Source organism: Geminocystis sp. NIES-3709 (assembly GCF_001548115.1).
Lineage (GTDB): Bacteria > Cyanobacteriota > Cyanobacteriia > Cyanobacteriales > Cyanobacteriaceae > Geminocystis.
The window spans coordinates 2,410,427-2,429,835 of record NZ_AP014821.1 but is presented as its reverse complement, the minus strand read 5'-3'; the positions used below and the strand labels follow the sequence as shown (position 1 = coordinate 2,429,835).

The following is a 19,409-nucleotide window of genomic DNA, read 5'->3' as shown; positions in this document are numbered from 1 at the left end:
AAAAAATGCGATTTGTCACCAAATTAGCTCCAGAAACACAACAGTTATTAAAGACTATTGAACAAAAAAGTAAATACTATCAAGTTAGACATCGAGCAAAATCGATTTTGTTAAGTTATCAAGGTTATAAAATTACTCAAATAATGTTAATATTAAATATTAGTAGAAATACAATTTATAATTGGCTTAATAATTGGGAAAAAAATGGTTTAAATGGATTATATAGCTTGAAGGGAAGAGGAAGAAAATCAACTTTAAATGAGCAACAAGAATTAAAAGTAAAAGAATGGATAAAATCTCATCCAAAAACCTTAAAGATAGTTCAAGAAAAAATAGAAAATGAGTGGGAGATAAAAATAAGCAAAGATACGATAAAAAGATTAGCAAAAAAAAAGGGCATGGGGTGGTATCGGTTCAAGAAAAAGGTAAAAGGGGAAGTATGCCCTGAATTATACCAACAAAAAAAGAGACAATTAGAGCAACTAAAAAGAGCAGAAAATGAAGGAAAAATAGATATATATTATGGTGATGAAAGTGGATTTAGTTTAGTACCTTGTTTACCTTATAGATGGCAAGAAAAAGGGAGAAAAATAGAAAGAGAAAGTAGCCTAAGTAAAAGATTAAATGTGTTAGGATTTATGAAAAAAAATAATGAGTTAGAAAGCTATGTATTTGAGTCATCAATCAATAGTGATGTCGTGATAGCTTGTATAGATAACTTGAGTAAAAAAATAAAGAAGGAAACAGTATTAGTAATGGATAATGCCTCGATTCACCAAAATAAAAAATTCTGGAATAAAGAAGAAGAATGGGAAAAAAAAGGATTAAAAATATTCTTTCTACCACCCTATTCACCACAATTAAACAAAATAGAAATACTGTGGAGATTTATGAAATATAAATGGTTAGAGAACTCCTGTTATAAAAGTTATTTAGATTTAGTAAAAGGAGTAGAAAATATTCTTATAAACTTTGGTTCAAAATATACAATTAATTTTGCCTAGGTACTTATTTGCTATGATAAGGGGGATAATAAGCCTTTAAATACTTTTGGTAAGCTGAGATGTTTCGTTAATACATTAATACGAAGGAGATAAAAGCAAAAAAGTGTTATTTTTTCTTTGCTGCGATCGCTAAACCTGCCCCTTTTACCTGTCTCAATTCGTCCATCACCGAAACTACTATGCCATGAGATACTTTTTCATCGGCATTAATAATTACCATACCCTGCTGATTGGTGGGAATTAATTTTGTTACAGCACTCTCTAAACTATTAATTTGAATGGGTTGTTTATTTAAGAAAACCTTGCCATCGGGTTGAATAGTGACATTAATTTGGGCAACTTGTTGAGATTCGCTGGTTTTTGCCGAAGGTAGATTAACGGGTAATCCTTCTGATCGAATTAAAGAAATACTAGATATAATAAAAAATGCCAAAATCGAGAAAATAGCGTCAATCATTGGCACTATATTAATCTCTCCTTGCACATCTGGCTCTTCAGGTATTCGCATAGGATTTTTCTCCTTTTTCTTCATAAAAACGACGATATAACAACTCTAATTGCCCTCCATATTCTTGAATTAAGGCAATTTGACGCAGATAAAATGAGCGAAAAACATTGGCAAACATTAAAGTCACGATCGCCACGACTAAACCCATCACGGTAGAAATTAATGCTTCACTAATCCCCCCTGTTACTCCTGCGGCATTTGTACCGCCTGTATTACCCAAATCGAGAGAAGAAAAAGATTGAATTAAACCTAAGATTGTGCCAAGTAATCCCAATAAGGGTGCAATGGTGATGACGGTTTGAAAAAAAGTGTTAAATCTTTTCAATAAGGGTAACTCTGCTTGAGTAGCAGTTTCCAATGCTAAACGAAATTCTATTGCATTAGGGTTTTCTAACTCTAAAGATTCCAAAAAAATTCTCGCCATAGGTAAATCAGCATTTTTTCTCAACATAGAAATAGCTGTTACACAATCAGAACGATAAATTTTTAAAACTTCTTTTACTAAAACTTTTTCTCTTGACTTAATCCTTTTCCAAAACCAGAAACGCTCAATTATCAAAGCCACCGTAATCAAGGAAAAGACTAACAGAGGAATTGAGACAATACCTCCTGCTCGTAAAAGTTCAATTATTGACATTGACCTGTTGTAAATTTAGTTGCAAATATTTATTAATTAGAATAACAACCTAATATAACAAAAGAATGTATTTAATGTAAATTGTTTTCTTTAATTTTCACAATTTTATTTAAAAGTGACATACAGACACTAGAAAAAGCCCGAAATTTCAGTGAAACTTTCCATTTTCAGAGAATCCAACTATGACAATTTGTCTTTTGACATTAAGTTTTAAGAAGTCTTAAATGTCTTTAGTTTAATTTATTCAACTAATGTGTGAGGAATTTCAGTGAAACGAGAGATATTATTTTCTTTAATTTATCTAAATGCAATATTATTCGTCAGTTTATTTCCTTTATCTGCTAAGACTGAAACCATTAACAGTGAAGTCATCACTGAAAAAAAATTTTTGACACAATCATCTTCGATCGTTCTAATTACAGGAGTGGAGGTTCGTTCTACGGAAAATGGTGTTGAGTTAATTTTAAAGACTTCTCAAGGGGAAACTTTAGAAACTCGTACTAACCGTGAAATGAATAATTTAATTATTGACATTCCGAACGCACAATTAGAATTACCCGATAATAGCGAATTTCGTCAAGATAATCTGAGTCCAGATATTGTCAGTGTTAGTATCGCAAATATTGAGCCTAATACGGTTCAGATAATGGTTACAGGTAGCAAAGAAATCTCGATCGAGCAAATATCTAACACCGAATCTAATTTAGTTATTAGTCTTACCCCTGAAGAAAACATTAATGACATTGAAATCATTGCCACAGGTGAGCCATCTCCTTTTGTACCTAGTTCTGCTCCTACTTATACAATAGATAAATCAGAAATTGAACAACTAAATCCTCGCACCACCTCAGAATTATTGCGCAATTTACCCGGCTTTGCTGTTAATGATTACGGCTTTGGTGCAGATATTCATACAGGGACTTTTTTAAGGGGTTTTTCTATCAATCAGTCTATTTTTCAAATTAATGGACGCTCTTTTGGTAGCAATGTTAATACTTATCACGGTGCTACGGATCTTAATAGTATTCCTGTGGATGCGATCGAGCAAGTAGTAATCACCAGTGGTACAAGTGCTACTCTTTATGGTTCGGAAGCCTTTGGGGGGATAGTTAATATTATCACCAAAAAAGATCCTCAACCCCTTCAGCTAGGATTAGGTGCGGAAATAGGTTCTTATGGCTATCAGAGTTATCAAGTAGGCTATGGTGGTACAGTAAATGAGGTTAACTTTCGTGTAGGTTATGAGTATCTTACAACAAATAATGATTATCTTGTACCCGTAGGAGCGGCTAATCGTGATCCTGAAACGGGTAAACTATTTAATGGTGACAGTACTCTTAATAACTTCTATGGTAGTGTGGAATTTCCCATTGATACTCGCAACTATCTTAGTGTTGATGCTTATAAAACTGCTAGTAGGCGAGGGTTACTCTATTTTGGTTTTCCTTTACAGTTCGATCGTCTCGATCATGATTTGTTCAATATTGGTGCAACCTTAACCACCAAATTAGGTAATGGAGATGATTCCATTTTAAAAACAACTATTGCCTATAATCAAGACTATTTTAGTACCTATGGGCCAAATGCAGGGATATTTTATCGTTCAGGGGTTTTGGACTCTCAAATGTTAAGTGGGCGTGTGGAAAATCAATGGCAAATATCTCCTACTTATAAACTGACATCAGGATTTGATATTAGTAACAATTCTATCTATGGAGATGTTGAGAGTAATCGTCCCGATTTAGCTATATTGAACGAGGTAGAAGATCGTGATCGTTTTCTTTTCGCTTTATTTGCGCTCAATACATTTCAACTCAGCGATAATTTTCAACTGGAATTGGGCTTACGCCAAAATGTTACCAGTGATTTTGGTAGCTATCTTAACCCTACCTTCGGCACAAGATGGGATATAACACCGAATATTGCCTTTCGTAATAGCTTTGCGGTTCTCCAACGCAATCCGGGGCTTGATCAGCTATATATATTTGATACAGTACATAACTGGCTACCGAATCCCAATCTTATTCCCGAAAAAGGGGTAGCCTATACCGCCGGATTTGACATTAATTTATCTGATTCCTTCCTCGCACAATTAACATATTTTGGCAGTAACTTAAATGATCGTCTTGGGGTTGTTGCCGGGCGTTGGGAAAACGTGGGAAAGGTTGAGACAAATGGACTTGAAGTAGTTCTTCAATGGCAAATTAGCCCCGAATTTTCATCCTTCCTCAATTACACCTACACTTCTGCTGAAATTGTTAGCAGTCCAATCCCTTCTGAAGTTGGTTTACAACTATCAACGCTACCCTACTCTGTCGGAACATTTGGTGTCGGTTATAGCTCCAATGGTTATCAAGCCAATCTATTCTTGAATTATTATAGTGGCTCTCGTCGTGCTTTATTTGCTCTGCCGGGAGTTAGTAATACTGAGTTTTCACCCTCTTATCTGAGTATAGATTTTAATGGTCAAATTCCACTAGCTAAAAATGTCTTCTTAACCCTCAACTTGGAAAATCTGAGCGATCGAAGTTATGAAAAAAGCAACCGTATTTATCAACCCGGATTAACTTATAGAATTGGTTTACAAGCCTATTTTTAAAAAATAGTTGCAAAAGTTTATTAATTAGAGTAATATCTTAACATCGCAAAATTTATTGATTAATACTAAAGATTATTAATAAAAACTTTTGCTTTTTTCCAAAAATATCTCCTTTACCTTCACTGAACTACTTTTTCATTAATTCCTGATAGATTATGACTTATTCTCTTACCAGTGTTGAACAACGGCAATTAGAAACGGAAAAAACACGCAAATTAGTCACAATTGGAATTGTTGGCTCGATCGCCCTTCATGGTATTCTGTTTACAGTACTAAATTCGATCGAAAAACCCTTAACTGAAGAAAATAAACCTATCGAATTTATAGTAGTACAAGAGCCTGAAATCAAACCAGAAGTAAAACTCGTCACCAAACCAGAAGAAAAACCTCAACCTCAACCTCAACCTCAACCAAAATTAAAAACGGTTAAACCTCTTTTACCCCAACCAAAAGAAGTAAAATCACAACCTACAGTTACCAAAACTGAGGTAAGTTCTTCTTCACCCGTGCAACAAGTGGCAAAAATAAATCCCTCTCCCCAACCTCAAAAAATGCCAGAAGTAATAGATAATAAGCCTCAACCTCAACAAATCAGAGAAACTACTCCCCAACCTTCCATCACTCCTCAACAAATTACAGAAACCCTATCTCAAACACCTATCACCCCATCATCCAAACCCTCTATCACTGCTTCTCCTCAACCAACGATTTCTCAACCTCAAGAAGTGTTAACCAGTAACACCCTAGGGAGAAATAACGCACCCCGTGCCGTAAAACCCATTGAGAATAACAGTAACAATCTTTTGAGCAATAGTTTTAACTCATCTACAAGGGTAGAAAATAGCCATAGTAATCAACCTTCTACCGTTGCACGGGTGAGTGAAGATATGCCTGTTTCCAGTGGCAGACTATCTCGTAATAATAATAAAACTCCTAGTGCTATCAATGGTGGTAATGGCAATCAGGGTGAGGGAATAGGTAATTTAAGAAATAGTCTTAGTCGTGGCAGTGGTAATGGTAACGGCAGAAGTAACGGTAATGGCAATACAGTATCTGGCATCCCAAGTAATATTGCCGCTACCAGTCAATCTGTACCACAACGCCCCCAAGCTAAACCGACTCCCCCACCCCCTGATAGTATCAAATGTATTAGTAATTGTGATCCTTCTTATCCTTCTGAGTTACAAGGAGTAGAGGGGAAAGCCACTGTTAAAGTTAATCTTGATAGTAGTGGTAATGTTTTAGCGGTGAGTGTGGTTAATCCCCATAGTAACGGAGAAGTGAATCGACAAGCGTTATTAGCCACTCGAAAAATGCGTTTTTCTTCTCCTAGTGTCAATAATGCTTCGGTGCAGGTTAGTATTCATTTTACTGTAGCCGGTTCCGAGTTCGATCGACTTGCTCGTCAGAAAAAAGAAGAAACTCAAAGACAGGCAAGATTAACCCAAGAAAAAGAGCGTCAAGAAAGACAAGCACAATTGGAAAAAGAAAGATTACAACGTCAACAGCAGTTAGAAAAAGAACGTCAAGAAAGGGAAACCCAAGCTAGAATCGAAAGGGAAAAAAGGGAAGCTGAATTGAAAAAACAACCGGAATTAGAGAAAAAACAAACAGAAACATTACCTTCTGGGATACCTACAACGAATATTGATGCTCCTTCAGAGATGCCTTCAACTGGTATTGATGTTGAGGAGAATCAATGAGAATAGTTTTTAGTTTTCATAGTTATCAATTTTCTTATAATTCCTATGGATAATTCTGTAATATTCGATCCCAATACTATTATCCTTTTACCAAATCGTCGCCGTAAGAGTGAAAGAATTGTCGATTGGAGTGAGTTAACCTTTGAAACTAATAATGAAGAGACAATTATTCATTTTTCCCCAAGACTAGGGAAAGGATACAATCGTCAGATTAGTTTAAGAGGGGGATTAACTATCGAAATTATCCATGTACAATTGAGAGAAACTATGTACTTAGAGAGGAAACATGAAAATATTTTCCCCTTGACAGCACATTTTTATCTTTCGGGAATGTCAACCGTAGAAACTCTCAACACATCGGAAATTAAACCAAATTATACTGAATCACGAGGACAAAACTATCTTTACCATTTGCCTGATTTAGCTGAAGTGGAAAAATGGTCTTGTAGTACAGAAATTAAAGTAATCAGTATTTATGCACCATTAGATTATTTTCATGGTTTTTGCTTGGAGAAAAAAACTCCCTCTAATCCCGTGCTAGAGTTAATTAATAAAAATCGTACCTCGCTGTTTCACGATCAATCTTCCAGATTTCATTTACCGTTAGGGAAAAATACTCCAGAAATGGAAAAAGCCTTACATCAAATTTATCAATGTCCGTATCATGGTTTAATGAAGCAATTATATTTAGAAAGTAAAGCCTTAGAATTATTTGCTTTGCAATTTAATTGTTGTAATTCATGTCCATTTATTCCTCAAAAATCGAGTCTCAAAAAAGATGATCTCGATCGAGTAGAATATGCCAAAGATATTTTAATCAAGTCTTCCCTAAATCCTCCTTCCTTAAATGAATTAGCGAGAAAAGTAGGATTGAACGATCGTAAATTAAAACAAGGATTTAAGGAATTATTCAGCACAACCGTATTCGGTTATTTATATAATTGTCGAATGCAACAAGCACAAGAATTATTGAGAGACTCTAACTTAACCATCGCTCAAATTGCCACTAGGGTAGGTTATTCTAATCCCGAAGCCTTTAGCACCGCCTTTAAACGCAAATTTGCCCAAAGTCCTAAAAATTATCAATTAAAAAAGGAGTTGCTGATTTAAAACATGAATTAAAATATAGCAGAAAACGAGTTGATTAGGACAAAACTATAAATGCCTCATTCACTGCATCAATCAAATTTTTACCTTCTGTGATAATTTTACTTACATAATTTTTGAGTCTTGCCCAGAATTTTTCTATCTTGTTTAAATCTGGTGAGTAGCTCGGCAAAAATATCACTTCACATCCAGTTTGTTTGATCAATTTTTTGATTTTTGCTTAATCAGGTGCAAGATCTGAGTCTGAGAAAAAGAGATTAAATTTTAATCACGAGAAAATTCAGACTCTTGAACACGATATAGTGTCTCTGCAAAAATGGGATGCTCCCAAGACTTTTTCAGTGCACTCTAATTATAGCTTTCTGCTAATTTTTGTACAATACGAGGTTTTAATCGCTCAAATTCATCCCTCAACCGTTTGCGACTGAGATTGGCGTCTCCCTTGTCACTAAAGTTAGTGCTGTTTTTTACCCAGTCTCGCATGATAGCACATTGATTGGAGGCGATCGTGGAAATCATACTATGATGACATTTTTCCGGTTCTTCTAAAGCAAAAAAGAGGATTTTATAACTACCCAATTCCGCTAAAGAAGACACCACTTGTCGAGAACTTTCACTCTTTAAATCTAAATAACACGGCAACCAGCGAGGACCATAAGTAGGATTATAAATAACTGTAATCCAAAGAATCATCGGATGGGGTGAACTAAGAAACAAAAATTGATTATAGCGGATACTAACGATACGATTCAAAATATCTTGCTTATCTAGCATTACCCACAAACTAGGATAGGTTTCCGTTTGAGTATTAACTATACGAGGGAAAACTATTTTTTGTATCGGCTTATTTTTAGGCCAAGTAAGTTTTGTGTCTTTTGATACTTGGGATTGAGATTTCTGAGAAGGTGCGACTACAGTTTCTGAAAATTCTGTTTTATCTTGACTTTGATTTTGACTTTGATTTTTTCCTTGTCCTTGATCGGCTATAATTGTTTGCTGACCAGAATAATTGGTAACTTTTCCTTCATTATTGCGATTATTTTGTTTCTCTATTCTTTCAATTATCCTTAAAATTTCTGCAACGGTTTGAGGACGATCGTCTCTGGATTTTGCCATACACTTCAGGATAATATTTTTTAAATCTGAAGGTATCTTTAAATGGGGATCAAAAGGGCGAGGTTGGAAATCATGATGTGCTTTATACCACGCTCCAAAAGAAGAAGTTTCTGGTAAAATAGGCATTTCTAGGGTTAACATTTCATACATCATCACCCCTAAACTGTAAATGTCCGATCGATTATCTAACTCTTTGCCCTCCATTTGTTCGGGAGAACAATAAGCCAAAGTTCCCATAAATGAATGAGTTTGAGTCGCATTCGCCTGTACTAATTTTGCAATTCCAAAATCGAGAATTTTTACTAACTCTCCCAGCGTAGGATCTTGCATTACAGAGACATTGCTAGGTTTGATATCCCTATGTACTACTTGGCAAAGTTCTTTGTGTAGCATTATTCCACTATGAGCGGTATCCATTCCCACACAAATTTGACGGGTGATGTAAAGGAATCGTTTTAACTCGAGAGGTTGAAATTTAATAATATCGCTCAAACTCTGTCCTTCTAAAAATTCCATAACGTAGTAAGGGACTTCATTCTCGTCAATACCATAATCTCTGACTCGGATGATATGAATACTTTTTTCTCCCAAAAGAGCACTAATAGTAGCTTCTCTTTCAAAGCGATGACGCATTTTTTCGTTAAGTAGAGTTTGGGATAGGAATTTGACGGCTACGGTTACGCCACCTAATACTTGATCTTCGGCTCTATAAACTTGTCCCATAGCACCTGAACCAATTAGTTCTACTAATTGATAACGATCGCCTAATATACGATTATCTTTTTTCCCTAAACTCATGATTTAAGTTATATATCAAATCTTAATCTATTCTTATTTTGACTTATGTTTTAACATTTTAGCCGTGACGTTCTAAAATTCCTTCTAAAGTATTGTAAAGATGATTTCCTGCCATCATACCACTGGTAAGATGATAAGTGTCTTCATCCAAACGAAAAAAGGTCTCAAAACCATTTAAACGGCGGTTATCTCCTAATACCCAGTATCTTTGAATAATAGAATCTGTACTTAACCATCCTTCTCCTTCTATTTTCTCAAAATCACTCCTTTTTAAAACATAAGTGTATTGAGTTTTCTTAGCCGGTAAAAATCCTTTATATTCATAACTAATACCATCTCGATCGCTTTTAGGAAAAACAATTTTAGTTTTGATAGAAAACCAATTTGCTTGATCCCAAGTAATAATAGTAGCACCTTGAAAAGGGTAAGAAGTTTGATTTTTATCAAGCCATGTACCTTTAATAATCCAACTGCTAGGTTCTAAAAGGAAAGTGTGAGTCATGAAGATGATATTGTAATAAAAATATGAAATATAGTGTCAGGACTTGATGGGTAAAAAAAACCACTAAGTATAATATACAGAAAAAAGGCACAAATAAACAGAATATCCGAAAATATACTTAGAAAATACTTAGGAACATTTAAACTTATCAAGCTAAACTTGTTCTCAACTCGTAAAAGTTAAACATTTTAATAAACAAAAAATTGATAAAACTTTTATCTTTTGACTATTATCTATTTTAACGTAAAAATTAGGTCATTTTGGTTCAAAGTATAACATTATTGAGATTATCATTTTCTGCATAAGTCAAATATTATAATTATTTTTTACATCTTATTTTTAAGCGAATATTGATGTTCCAGAAAAAAAAATGCTTGGTTTGTGTCAAGCTGTATCTGTGTTTTTAGCTCATCTAAAGAAGAAAATTTTTGTTCAGAACGCAGAAACTTAATTAATTTCAACGTTAAATTTTTATGGTATAAATTACCATTAAAATCTAGTAAATGAACCTCGATCGAGATATTTTTACCATCAATAGTAGGACGTTTTCCTATGTTCATTACTCCCCAATAATTCTTATTATCAAATCCCACTTTAACGATATAAACTCCAATTTTTGGTAAAAATTTTTCTGGCACAACTTCTAAATTTGCTGTAGGGAAACCTATTTGTCGGCCTAATTTTTTTCCTTCAATAACTTTCCCACAAATTTGATATTCTCGTCCTAACATTTCTTTCGCTAATTCAGTTTTCCCTGACTCAAGACTCTCCCGAATATAAGAACTACTAATTCTTATTGACTCTTGATTGATAGTTAAATTTTGTTCTTTAGTAATGCTTACTTTTACATCATATTTATTCGCTAATATTTGTAAATATTCAGCATTGCCTTGTCTTTGATAACCGAATCGAAAATCTTCTCCAACACTAATAAATTGAGCTTTAATATATTTAATTAAAATCTTATTAATAAATTCTTCTGGACTTAAATGGGCTAATTCTTGATCGAAAGGTAATAATATTAATTGTTCAACTCCCAATTGTTCTAATATTCTACATTTTTCAGGAATAGGGGTAAGAAGTAGTTTTTTTGTCCCAGTAAAAAATTCTTCAGGATGAGGTATGAAAGTTACTAAAGAAGGAGTTGAATCGGGATAGTCAAAAATGGGCTGAATTACCTGCTGATGTCCTTTATGAATGCCATCAAAATTACCAAGGGCGATCGAGCAAGAACCAGTGATCGTGATGTTATCTTGTAGAATATTATTGAGCGATGTTGTGATAATTTTCAGCACCATTAAAAGTACGGGATATTTTATGATTCCGAGACATTTCTTAAAATAACTTAATATTCTACTATATCCTTAGGCTAGATTTGATACTTGAAAATCATTTCTTCTACAACTTCTACTCCAATACCGATATTTTTTGGTACATCAATAGTTGAATCTGCACAGTTTAATTGGGCAGGAGTATTAGTTATATCTTCCTCAAAATAGCGGTTAGTAGCAGAAATATCCGCCGGTAAAACAAAATTCGGTAAACTAGCGATATGTAGATTTGTCGCTCTACCTATTCCTGATTCTAGCATTCCTCCACACCATAATTTGATTCCCGCTTGTTGGCATAAATCATGAATTTCTAAAGCATTTGTTATACCTCCAACCCTCGAAATTTTTAAGTTAATTACCTGTGCTGATTTAAGCTCGATCGCTAATCGAGTATCATGAACAGAGTTAATGCTTTCATCAAGACATATAGGAGTTTTAATGGAAGATTGTAGATAACTATGATCTAATAAATCATCATAAGCCAAAGGTTGCTCGATCATCACCAAGTTTAACTTATCCATCTCTTGAAATAAAGGTAAATCATCAAGGGTAAAAGCAGAGTTAGCATCAGCCATCAACATCAAATCGGGATATTTTTCTCTGACTGCTTGTAAGGGTTTTATTCCCCATTGGGGAGAAATTTTTAACTTAATCCTTTGATAACCTTCATAAACATAATGCCCCACTCTTGCTAATAACAACTCTATATCTTTCTCTAAAGAAACACTAACACCCACCTTTACTTTATCCCTAACACCTCCTAATAATTGAGATAAGGGAATATTCTTTTGTTTAGCAAAGACATCCCAAACAGCACAGTCTAAAGCTGATTTTGCCATATTATGTCCTCGCACAAAACCGAGCAACTCCCTGATTTCTGTAGGAGAATTAATATTTTTACCCAAAAGTTTTGGGATTAAAAAATCTTTGAGAATATGAATAGCAGTAGTAATTGTTTCATAAGTATAATAAGGTTGCTCAAAAGTTGGACATTCTCCCCATCCCGTTATACCTTCACTTTTTACAGCGACAATTAAGCAAGTATGACTTAATAATTCACCGTTGCTAAATCTAAATGGATGAATGAAAGGTATCGATAAATTGTATAAGTTTATTTGCTCTATTTTCATCATATATATTTACTGAGGTTACGCAAACCAAAATATCGGCAATTAGTAATTAGCAATCAACTGTCAACTGTCAACTGTCAACTGTCAACTGTCAACTGTCAACTATCAGCTAATAATTACTTTGCCTGAAACATCCCATCAACTTTAAAATAGAAAGGTTATCTCGATCGAATTTTTATAATAAAGAATATGAGTCAGTTTGATTATGATTTAATCATTATAGGTGCTGGTGTTGGTGGTCATGGCGCGGCACTTCATGCTGTTAAAATGGGTTTGAAAACTGCTATTGTCGAAGCGGGAGATATGGGAGGCACTTGTGTTAATCGTGGTTGTATCCCTTCTAAAGCCTTGTTAGCCGCATCAGGCAAAGTGAGAGAATTATCCCATAACGAACATTTACAGAGTATGGGAGTTAATGTTGGTGGTGTTAGTTTCGATCGAAAACTCATAGCTGATCATGCTAACGATTTAGTAAGCAAAATTCAATCAGATTTAACTAATAGTTTAACCCGTCTTAAGGTGGATATTATTAGAGGTTGGGGAAAAGTTTTAGCATCTCAAAAAGTAGGAGTTATCACCGACAACGGCGAAAAAGTTTTTACTGCTAAAGAAATTATGCTCTGCCCCGGCTCAACTCCCTTCGTGCCTAGAGGTGTGGAAGTTGATGGCAAAACCGTTTATACTAGCGATCAAGCTGTCAAATTGGAATCTTTACCCCAGTGGATAGCCATTATTGGAAGTGGTTATATTGGTTTAGAATTTGCTGATGTTTATACAGCGTTGGGTAGTGAAATTACTATGATTGAAGCGTTAGATCAATTAATGCCTACCTTTGATCCAGATATTGCTAAAATTGCAGAAAAAGTTTTAATTAATAGTCGTGACATCGAAACCTATACAGGAGTTTTCGCTACCAAAATTACCCCCGGTAATCCAGTTACGATCGAACTTACTGATGCTAAAACAAAAGAAGTAGTAGAAGTATTAGAAGTGGATGCTTGTTTGGTGGCAACAGGAAGAATCCCCGCTACCAAAAACTTAGGCTTAGAAAATCTCGGTATTGAAACAGAAAGAGGTTTTATCCCTGTTAACGACAAAATGCAGGTATTGAAAAATGGTGAAGTTGTACCTCATCTTTGGGCAGTGGGTGATGCTAACGGTAAAATGATGTTAGCCCATGCGGCTTCAGGACAGGGTATTATAGCCGTAGAGAATATGTGTGGCAACGAAAAATCGATCGATTATCGTAGTATCCCGGCGGCGGCTTTCACCCATCCCGAAATCAGCTATGTGGGTTTAAATGAACCTCAGGCAAAAGAATTGGGGAAAAATGAAAATTTTGAAGTAGCAACAGCTAAAACCTTCTTTAAAGGTAATTCTAAAGCCCTTGCAGAGAAAGAAACTGATGGTATCGCAAAGATAATTTATCGTAAAGATACAGGAGAGTTACTCGGTGTTCATATTATCGGGATTCATGCTTCAGATTTAATTCAAGAGGCGGCTAATGCGATCGCCAATCGGGAATCAGTGCATAATTTAGCTTTTAATATCCACGCACATCCAACTCTTTCAGAAGTGCTAGACGAGGCTTATAAACGAGCCAGTTAACCACTTCAGTTCAATGCCAGATTTATAGGTAAGAGCAAGGTATTAGGTATTAGGTTAAATAGTTGATAAAAAACCCTTAACAATTTCAATGTTTAAGTCAATTCTTATCGTCTCCTATCTCCTCTGTCCTAACTCCTCTCTCCTACCCTCACCAAAAAACTTTTTCAGCAACCCCTAATTAATTGCTTGATGTTGTATTAGAGGCATTAGAAGAAGTTTGTAAAGAGGGACGTGGTTGATACCATTTAAAATGTTGATAGGCAGTGCGGGAAATTTCTTGTATCAATGTTCTAGCGGAATAATCATTATAAGGACGTTTAACTAAAACTCCCCCGATATATCGTTTTCCTGTCGGTATATCCACAATTCCTGCATCTCCTAATATTGTGCCTATATCCCCTGTTTTATGGGCGATCGTTGCATCTTTTTCGATGCCTTGGGGTAATAAGGTTCTGGTGCGAGTTTGTCTCATTATATCTAACAATCGATCGCGCGATCGTAAAGAGATCAATTCTCCTTGATTAACTTTAGCTAAGGTAATGGCTAAATCCTTTGGACTGGTGGTATTTGTACCTTCTAAATCAGGTAAAGAATTATTAATTAATGTGACATCTAATCCCCACTCTTTAAATCGTTTATTTAATTCATCTTTACCTCCTAAACGCTCAATAATCATATTAGTAGCAGTATTATCACTATTAATAATCATTTCTGTAGCGGTGTGAATCGCAGTATATTTTGTACCTATTGGTTGATATTGCATTCCACCTGAACCACTACCGATATTTTTAGCACTAGTGGCAAGTTGTTCATCCAAATAAATTTTTCCTGCATCTACATCTTGAAAAAATGCCACCAATATAGGGATTTTGATGGTACTAGCGGCTGAGAAAGTGGTTGTGCCGTTAAAATTTACAAAAGAGCCGTTATCTAAGTCCACAAAAAACGCACCCGGTTCTAAGTTCGGATACTTAGTTTTTAATTGAATAAATTTGTTTTTCAGATCTCCTAATTCTTGAGTAAATGTCAGAGATTCATTATTATTAGTTTTTTCCTCTGATTCATTTTTACGTTGAGACTCAATAGTATTTGTTGGTACTTCTAATTTATTTTGAGTAATTTTTGTTAACAAACTATCAATAAAAGGTAAATTTACATCAGGAAATAAAGGCTTAGTTAAATCAATATTTGCCAAAATACTTCCAAAAATAGTTCCCATGCCTACCCCGATAATTGCTAATCGGAAAACGTTACTGAGTATGACATTTCCTAAACTATCGTTCGACTTATTCTCCGATGTAATGGATTGATTGGGAGAAACCACATTACTTGTTTTAATGACTCTGCCATTAAGAGAACTTGTGCCGACTCCAGAGGGTTTTCTGGAAGGAGGTTGTTTTCTTTTAGTTTTTGTAGGAGATGATTTGCGATTATAATGGTTTTCGCCGTGGGTTCGAGATAAGAATAAAGACAAGGTTGTCCCCCTCAATTGTTAATTCTTGAATATTTGTAAAGATATTAACTTATTTATAAGTCATATTAACTATATTTGTTCAAATTTTTTTCTATTTTCACTGTTGTTAATATTTTTTTTCGCAACTTCCGTAAAATTACTTACTCGATCAATATAAGCCTTAAACGAATCAATATTTACTGATAAAGATTAAGACTAGAGGACTTTAGATCTTCATCAATAACAAAAACTTAATTAATCAATAACAAAAACTTAGTTAAAAATAGTCTTTATATTTAGGGTTATTTTTTATAACATATTTTCTTAATATTCTCTCAAAAGTATATAGATAACGCTGTTTAATTTAAAAATATTATTTTATGTACTATATCGTACACAGTCTTTATAGAATTAGAATTAATATAAAAGAGTAATAAGTTAATTTTTAACCTTAATTTTTATTGCTATATACTTAATAAAAGTTTGTTTAAATTTTATAAAATATTTTTAAATATAACTTTGAACTTAAGGTGCGTAAATTTTTAATAATAGTAAAAATTAGCTTGTTATTTAACCAAATTTTTAAAATAAATTAAAAATAGATTATGGGCTTAAAAGATAAAGCTAAAGCAACGGCTAAAAATGTTGAAGGAAAAATTCAAGAAACCTATGGAAATATGACGGATGATCCTAAAAATCAAGTAGCTGGAAAGGCAAAACAAGCAGAAGCTAAAGTTAAACACACTGTTGAAGATGTTAAAGATGAAGCAAAAAAAGCGACCGACTAACACTCTGATCTCTAACTTTTGTTTCGAGGGTTAATCCCATCAAGATAATTTTGCTATAAGACACTTTTAGAGTGGATTAGCTAGATAATTATAAGTTAATAATAAACCGTATAATCTATAAATTAATTTAGCGAATTCCACTGTTTAATAAATAATTGACGAAACATAAATACAAATCTTAAAATATTAAATTTTTTGGAGAAGAAAATGATTTTATTTCAACAAGCACGAAAGTTATTATTTATAACTATTAGTGTAGTTTTATTGTTCTTAACAGCTACAGCTTTTGGTTTTATTGGAAACGATCGTTCTACTTTAACATTGTCAATGTCATCGGTTAATCTTCCTGTTAATCAAATAGCTATGGGAGAAGAAAAAACAGAGGCAAGTGACAAAAATCTTGAAGGTAAAACAGAGTCACAAATGGAAGAATCTCAAAAATTCGATACTGAGACTCAAGACGGTATCAGTAATGCGATTCAAAACCCAGACTATAAACCTAGTGGAAAAACTAAAGGTGCAGAAAAAGAAGATCGTCAGGCGACAAAAGATATAAAAGCTGAAGCTAGTGATGCGATGCTTTCAACTAAATAAGTAAGATTTTTGAACAAAAATAATTCAATAAACAACATTTTAAATTTTTGGAGAATAACATGATTTTATTTGAACAAGCTCGTAAGTTATTGTTTATAACAATTACCTTATTTTTCGTAATTTCAACAGCTACCGCTTTTGGTGCTATCGATGAAACTAGCTACGCTTCAAAATTGGGAGTGTCATCAATGAACCCTCCAAGTAATCAAATAGCGTGGTGGGGAGAAGGTAAAGCAAAGGCAGTTAGTAAAAATATTGAAGGTAAGACCCAAGAAACGATCGGTAATATGAAAGGTGATCCAAAAGATCAATTCATGGGTAAAGCCAAACAAGTGGAAAGTAAGGTTCGTAATAAAACCGAAGATATAAAAGACAGTATGAGTCTAAAAGGAAGAGCTCAGGCTGTAGCAAAAAATATTGAAGGTAAAACTCAAGAAGCGATCGGAAATATGACAGGTAATACCAAAGATCAATCAATGGGTAAAGCCAAACAATTAGAAAGTCAAGCCCGTAATACAGTAGAGGATGTTAAAGGCAATTAGCAATAAGGGATTAAGAATTAGGAATTATTAATTATTTAAGAGGTAAAAAAAATGTTGAATATGATTTGGACTGGTGTTGGCATTCTAATAATCCTTTGGTTATTAGGGTTCTCTATTAACGTTGGTGGTAGCTTAATCCACTTACTTTTAGTTTTAGCCCTTATTGGAATAGTTTACAACTTGATGATCGGTCGTCGAATTTAATTTTCAAAAATACTTTGATACTAATAATCGAAAAGTTACGCACCTATTATTAATTTGGAGATTTGTGTAATGAGTCAAGATCCTTATGATAAAAGCAATGTCGATCGACGACAAGAACTTAAACAAGAAGAAGAAGCCTTCTTACTACAAAAAGAAGAGAGAAGATTAAAAACTGGTCAACAAAATTCCTCATTTGTCTGGATTCTTAATAGCATTTACATTCTAATTGGATTTTTAGAAGTATTGCTTACCTTACGCTTCTTTCTCCGTTTTACAGGGGCAAATACAGAGAATCAGTTTACCCAATTTATTTATAACCTCTCTGATCCTTTCATTGCACCCTTTTCTACCTTATTTATCAGTCCTGTTACAGAAGGTGGATCAAATCCCGTCGGTGGTGCTAACGTTTTCGATCTCAATGTGTTAGTCGCAATTGTTGTCTATGCTCTTTTAGGTTGGATTGGTGTGAGTTTCATTAAATATATCTATGCTCGATGATAATTTCATTTGTAAAGGTTAAAGGGAAACTTTGGATATTTCTAAGTTTTTACATTTCCCTAGGCAAAATGAATATTACTATATTACAAATAACGAATAACAACTCTTGGAGTGTTAATTATGAAAACTTCTACTATTCTTTTAACTGGAACTCTATTATCTATCAGTTTAATAAGTGCTACTCCCGTATTAGCTCAATCTCAAAAAATAACTTGTGTACGTAATCAGAATATTATTAATTGTCCGGGATATGGTAGTTTCAGGTATCGAGATAACGATAATAAGGGCAACAATAATAATAATAACAACAATAATTATTCACGTTTTGATGGAGAAATTAATAATACCTATGTTCAGGTTTTAGGACGTAATGCTAATTCTGATGAATTGAGAAATTATAGCCAAAAAATGAATAATCAAAATTGGTCTTTAAATCAAGTGCGCCGTGATATTGCCTCCAATGACCAAGAATTTAATAAAATTATCAACAGAATGTATCAAGAGTACTTAGGACGCAATATTGATTCTGCTCGATTTCAGTATTTTCAAAACTTAGTTGTTAATGGTGAAAACATTGATTTTGTCAGAAATGCGATCGCTAATAGTCCTGAAGCCAGAAGCAGAAATAATTACGATAACATCAATAATTCTCGTGTTGAAGAAAAAATCAACAGTATTTATCTTCAGGTTTTAGGGCGTAACGCTAATTCTAGTGAATTGAAAAATTATACTCAAAAAGTTGATAATCAAAATTGGTCTTTTGAACAAGTACGAAATGATATTGCTCGCAATTCAGAAACCAATCAAGCAATTACAAGCATATATCAAGAAATACTGGGAAGAAATATTGATCCTGCTGGATTACAGTATTTTCAAAATTTAATTGTTAATGGTAGAAATATTGATTATGTCAGAAATGCGGTTGCCAATAGTCCTGAGGCTGTAAACAGAAGGAACAATAATAGTAGTAATAATACTCGTGTTGAAGACAAAATCAACAATATCTATATTCAAGTTTTAGGACGTAACGCTGATTCTAATGACCTAAAAAATTATACTCAAAAAATAAATGATCAAAATTGGTCTTTAGTGCAAGTGCGTCGTGAAGTTGCCAGTAAACCAGAACTTAATCAAGCTATTAATAAAATCTACCAAGAGTTTTTAGGTCGTAATGCTGATGAAAGGGGATCAGAGTATTTTCAAAACTTAGTTATGAATGGACAATCGATCGAATTTGTCCGAAATTCTATTTATAACAGTCCTGAAGCCAGAAACAGAAGATAATCA

The 19,409-nt window shown here is 33.9% G+C and carries 19 protein-coding genes; 11 read left to right on the top strand and 8 right to left on the bottom strand.

The genetic code is table 11. The annotated features are described in order from the left end of the window. Positions 1 to 5: 5 nt before the first annotated feature. Entirely contained in the window at positions 6 to 1,004 is a 999-nt protein-coding gene (locus GM3709_RS10285) for an IS630 family transposase (protein WP_066118911.1), read from the top strand. A gap of 106 nt (positions 1,005 to 1,110) precedes the next feature. On the opposite strand, the gene GM3709_RS10280 is transcribed toward GM3709_RS10285, so the two are convergent. Continuing rightward, positions 1,111 to 1,512: a biopolymer transporter ExbD gene (locus GM3709_RS10280; protein WP_066118909.1), complete on the bottom strand. Its 402-nt coding sequence runs from the start codon at positions 1,510 to 1,512 to the stop codon at positions 1,111 to 1,113. After that, positions 1,499 to 2,149, bottom strand: coding sequence for a MotA/TolQ/ExbB proton channel family protein (locus tag GM3709_RS10275; RefSeq protein WP_066118908.1), 651 nt, complete (start codon positions 2,147 to 2,149; stop codon positions 1,499 to 1,501). The genes GM3709_RS10280 and GM3709_RS10275 overlap by 14 nt, the downstream gene beginning before the upstream one ends. Before the next feature lie 268 nt (positions 2,150 to 2,417). Here GM3709_RS10275 and GM3709_RS10270 point away from each other — a divergent pair, with 268 nt between their 5' ends. From GM3709_RS10270 to GM3709_RS10260, 3 genes are all read left to right on the top strand, one after another. Next, on the top strand, positions 2,418 to 4,748 hold the full coding sequence (locus tag GM3709_RS10270; protein WP_197671831.1) for a TonB-dependent receptor domain-containing protein: 2,331 nt from the start codon (positions 2,418 to 2,420) through the stop codon (positions 4,746 to 4,748). A gap of 155 nt (positions 4,749 to 4,903) precedes the next feature. Continuing rightward, on the top strand, positions 4,904 to 6,451 hold the full coding sequence (locus GM3709_RS10265) for an energy transducer TonB (protein WP_066118907.1): 1,548 nt from the start codon (positions 4,904 to 4,906) through the stop codon (positions 6,449 to 6,451). A 45-nt stretch (positions 6,452 to 6,496) separates the two neighbouring features. Further along, complete coding sequence (locus tag GM3709_RS10260) at positions 6,497 to 7,561, top strand: helix-turn-helix transcriptional regulator (RefSeq protein WP_066118905.1); 1,065 nt, start codon at positions 6,497 to 6,499, stop codon at positions 7,559 to 7,561. 34 nt (positions 7,562 to 7,595) lie between these two features. Here the strand turns inward: GM3709_RS10260 and GM3709_RS21875 are convergent, their stop codons facing one another. From GM3709_RS21875 to menC, 5 genes are all read right to left on the bottom strand, one after another. Beyond that, positions 7,596 to 7,763 (bottom strand): transposase, encoded by a 168-nt coding sequence (locus GM3709_RS21875; protein WP_158506714.1) that lies wholly within the window; start codon positions 7,761 to 7,763, stop codon positions 7,596 to 7,598. Positions 7,764 to 7,906: 143 nt separating this feature from the next. Then, positions 7,907 to 9,472 carry a serine/threonine-protein kinase gene (locus tag GM3709_RS10255; protein ID WP_066118904.1) on the bottom strand — a complete coding sequence of 522 codons (1,566 nt, stop codon included), beginning with the start codon at positions 9,470 to 9,472 and terminating at the stop codon, positions 7,907 to 7,909. Positions 9,473 to 9,530: 58 nt separating this feature from the next. Next, a complete protein-coding gene (locus tag GM3709_RS10250; protein WP_066118902.1) occupies positions 9,531 to 9,974 on the bottom strand; it encodes a hypothetical protein in 444 nt (147 codons plus the stop codon). Positions 9,975 to 10,300: 326 nt separating this feature from the next. Further along, the gene (locus GM3709_RS10245) at positions 10,301 to 11,272 is read right to left on the bottom strand and encodes a bifunctional riboflavin kinase/FAD synthetase (protein WP_082712976.1); all 972 of its coding nucleotides are present in this window, start codon (positions 11,270 to 11,272) and stop codon (positions 10,301 to 10,303) included. A 71-nt stretch (positions 11,273 to 11,343) separates the two neighbouring features. Next, the gene (gene menC, locus GM3709_RS10240) at positions 11,344 to 12,438 is read right to left on the bottom strand and encodes an o-succinylbenzoate synthase (protein WP_231937548.1); all 1,095 of its coding nucleotides are present in this window, start codon (positions 12,436 to 12,438) and stop codon (positions 11,344 to 11,346) included. A 186-nt stretch (positions 12,439 to 12,624) separates the two neighbouring features. Between menC and lpdA the strand changes: the two genes are divergently transcribed. Then, a complete protein-coding gene (gene lpdA, locus GM3709_RS10235; RefSeq protein ID WP_066118897.1) occupies positions 12,625 to 14,043 on the top strand; it encodes a dihydrolipoyl dehydrogenase in 1,419 nt (472 codons plus the stop codon). A gap of 178 nt (positions 14,044 to 14,221) precedes the next feature. On the opposite strand, the gene GM3709_RS10230 is transcribed toward lpdA, so the two are convergent. Continuing rightward, positions 14,222 to 15,517, bottom strand: a complete 1,296-nt coding sequence (locus GM3709_RS10230) for a serine hydrolase (RefSeq protein ID WP_066118894.1) — start codon at positions 15,515 to 15,517, stop codon at positions 14,222 to 14,224. Between the two features lie 584 nt (positions 15,518 to 16,101). Here GM3709_RS10230 and GM3709_RS10225 point away from each other — a divergent pair. The 6 genes from GM3709_RS10225 (at position 16,102) to GM3709_RS10205 (ending at position 19,406) form a co-directional block, all read left to right on the top strand. Further along, on the top strand, positions 16,102 to 16,284 hold the full coding sequence (locus GM3709_RS10225; RefSeq protein ID WP_066118892.1) for a CsbD family protein: 183 nt from the start codon (positions 16,102 to 16,104) through the stop codon (positions 16,282 to 16,284). Between the two features lie 207 nt (positions 16,285 to 16,491). Further along, on the top strand, positions 16,492 to 16,878 hold the full coding sequence (locus GM3709_RS10220; protein WP_066118890.1) for a hypothetical protein: 387 nt from the start codon (positions 16,492 to 16,494) through the stop codon (positions 16,876 to 16,878). Positions 16,879 to 16,937: 59 nt separating this feature from the next. Continuing rightward, positions 16,938 to 17,420 (top strand): CsbD family protein, encoded by a 483-nt coding sequence (locus GM3709_RS21405; RefSeq protein WP_071828033.1) that lies wholly within the window; start codon positions 16,938 to 16,940, stop codon positions 17,418 to 17,420. A gap of 51 nt (positions 17,421 to 17,471) precedes the next feature. Next, positions 17,472 to 17,624, top strand: coding sequence for a lmo0937 family membrane protein (locus GM3709_RS20140; RefSeq protein WP_144439427.1), 153 nt, complete (start codon positions 17,472 to 17,474; stop codon positions 17,622 to 17,624). 69 nt (positions 17,625 to 17,693) lie between these two features. Then, positions 17,694 to 18,122, top strand: coding sequence for a YggT family protein (locus tag GM3709_RS10210; RefSeq protein WP_066118888.1), 429 nt, complete (start codon positions 17,694 to 17,696; stop codon positions 18,120 to 18,122). A gap of 120 nt (positions 18,123 to 18,242) precedes the next feature. Further along, complete coding sequence (locus GM3709_RS10205) at positions 18,243 to 19,406, top strand: DUF4214 domain-containing protein (protein ID WP_066118886.1); 1,164 nt, start codon at positions 18,243 to 18,245, stop codon at positions 19,404 to 19,406. Positions 19,407 to 19,409: the final 3 nt, after the last annotated feature.

Excerpts from the sequence above, each read along its gene's own strand:
- GM3709_RS10205 (WP_066118886.1), top strand. The coding sequence starts at position 18,243 with ATGAAAACTTCTACTATTCTTTTAACTGGAACTCTATTATCTATCAGT.
- GM3709_RS10265 (WP_066118907.1), top strand. The coding sequence starts at position 4,904 with ATGACTTATTCTCTTACCAGTGTTGAACAACGGCAATTAGAAACGGAA.
- GM3709_RS20140 (WP_144439427.1), top strand. The coding sequence starts at position 17,472 with ATGTTGAATATGATTTGGACTGGTGTTGGCATTCTAATAATCCTTTGG.
- GM3709_RS10225 (WP_066118892.1), top strand. The coding sequence starts at position 16,102 with ATGGGCTTAAAAGATAAAGCTAAAGCAACGGCTAAAAATGTTGAAGGA.
- GM3709_RS21405 (WP_071828033.1), top strand. The coding sequence starts at position 16,938 with ATGATTTTATTTGAACAAGCTCGTAAGTTATTGTTTATAACAATTACC.
- GM3709_RS10255 (WP_066118904.1), bottom strand. The coding sequence starts at position 9,472 with ATGAGTTTAGGGAAAAAAGATAATCGTATATTAGGCGATCGTTATCAA.
- GM3709_RS10245 (WP_082712976.1), bottom strand. The coding sequence starts at position 11,272 with ATGGTGCTGAAAATTATCACAACATCGCTCAATAATATTCTACAAGAT.
- GM3709_RS10250 (WP_066118902.1), bottom strand. The coding sequence starts at position 9,974 with ATGACTCACACTTTCCTTTTAGAACCTAGCAGTTGGATTATTAAAGGT.
- GM3709_RS10285 (WP_066118911.1), top strand. The coding sequence starts at position 6 with ATGCGATTTGTCACCAAATTAGCTCCAGAAACACAACAGTTATTAAAG.
- GM3709_RS10280 (WP_066118909.1), bottom strand. The coding sequence starts at position 1,512 with ATGCGAATACCTGAAGAGCCAGATGTGCAAGGAGAGATTAATATAGTG.
- GM3709_RS10220 (WP_066118890.1), top strand. The coding sequence starts at position 16,492 with ATGATTTTATTTCAACAAGCACGAAAGTTATTATTTATAACTATTAGT.
- GM3709_RS10275 (WP_066118908.1), bottom strand. The coding sequence starts at position 2,149 with ATGTCAATAATTGAACTTTTACGAGCAGGAGGTATTGTCTCAATTCCT.
- GM3709_RS10260 (WP_066118905.1), top strand. The coding sequence starts at position 6,497 with ATGGATAATTCTGTAATATTCGATCCCAATACTATTATCCTTTTACCA.
- GM3709_RS10210 (WP_066118888.1), top strand. The coding sequence starts at position 17,694 with ATGAGTCAAGATCCTTATGATAAAAGCAATGTCGATCGACGACAAGAA.
- menC (WP_231937548.1), bottom strand. The coding sequence starts at position 12,438 with ATGATGAAAATAGAGCAAATAAACTTATACAATTTATCGATACCTTTC.
- lpdA (WP_066118897.1), top strand. The coding sequence starts at position 12,625 with ATGAGTCAGTTTGATTATGATTTAATCATTATAGGTGCTGGTGTTGGT.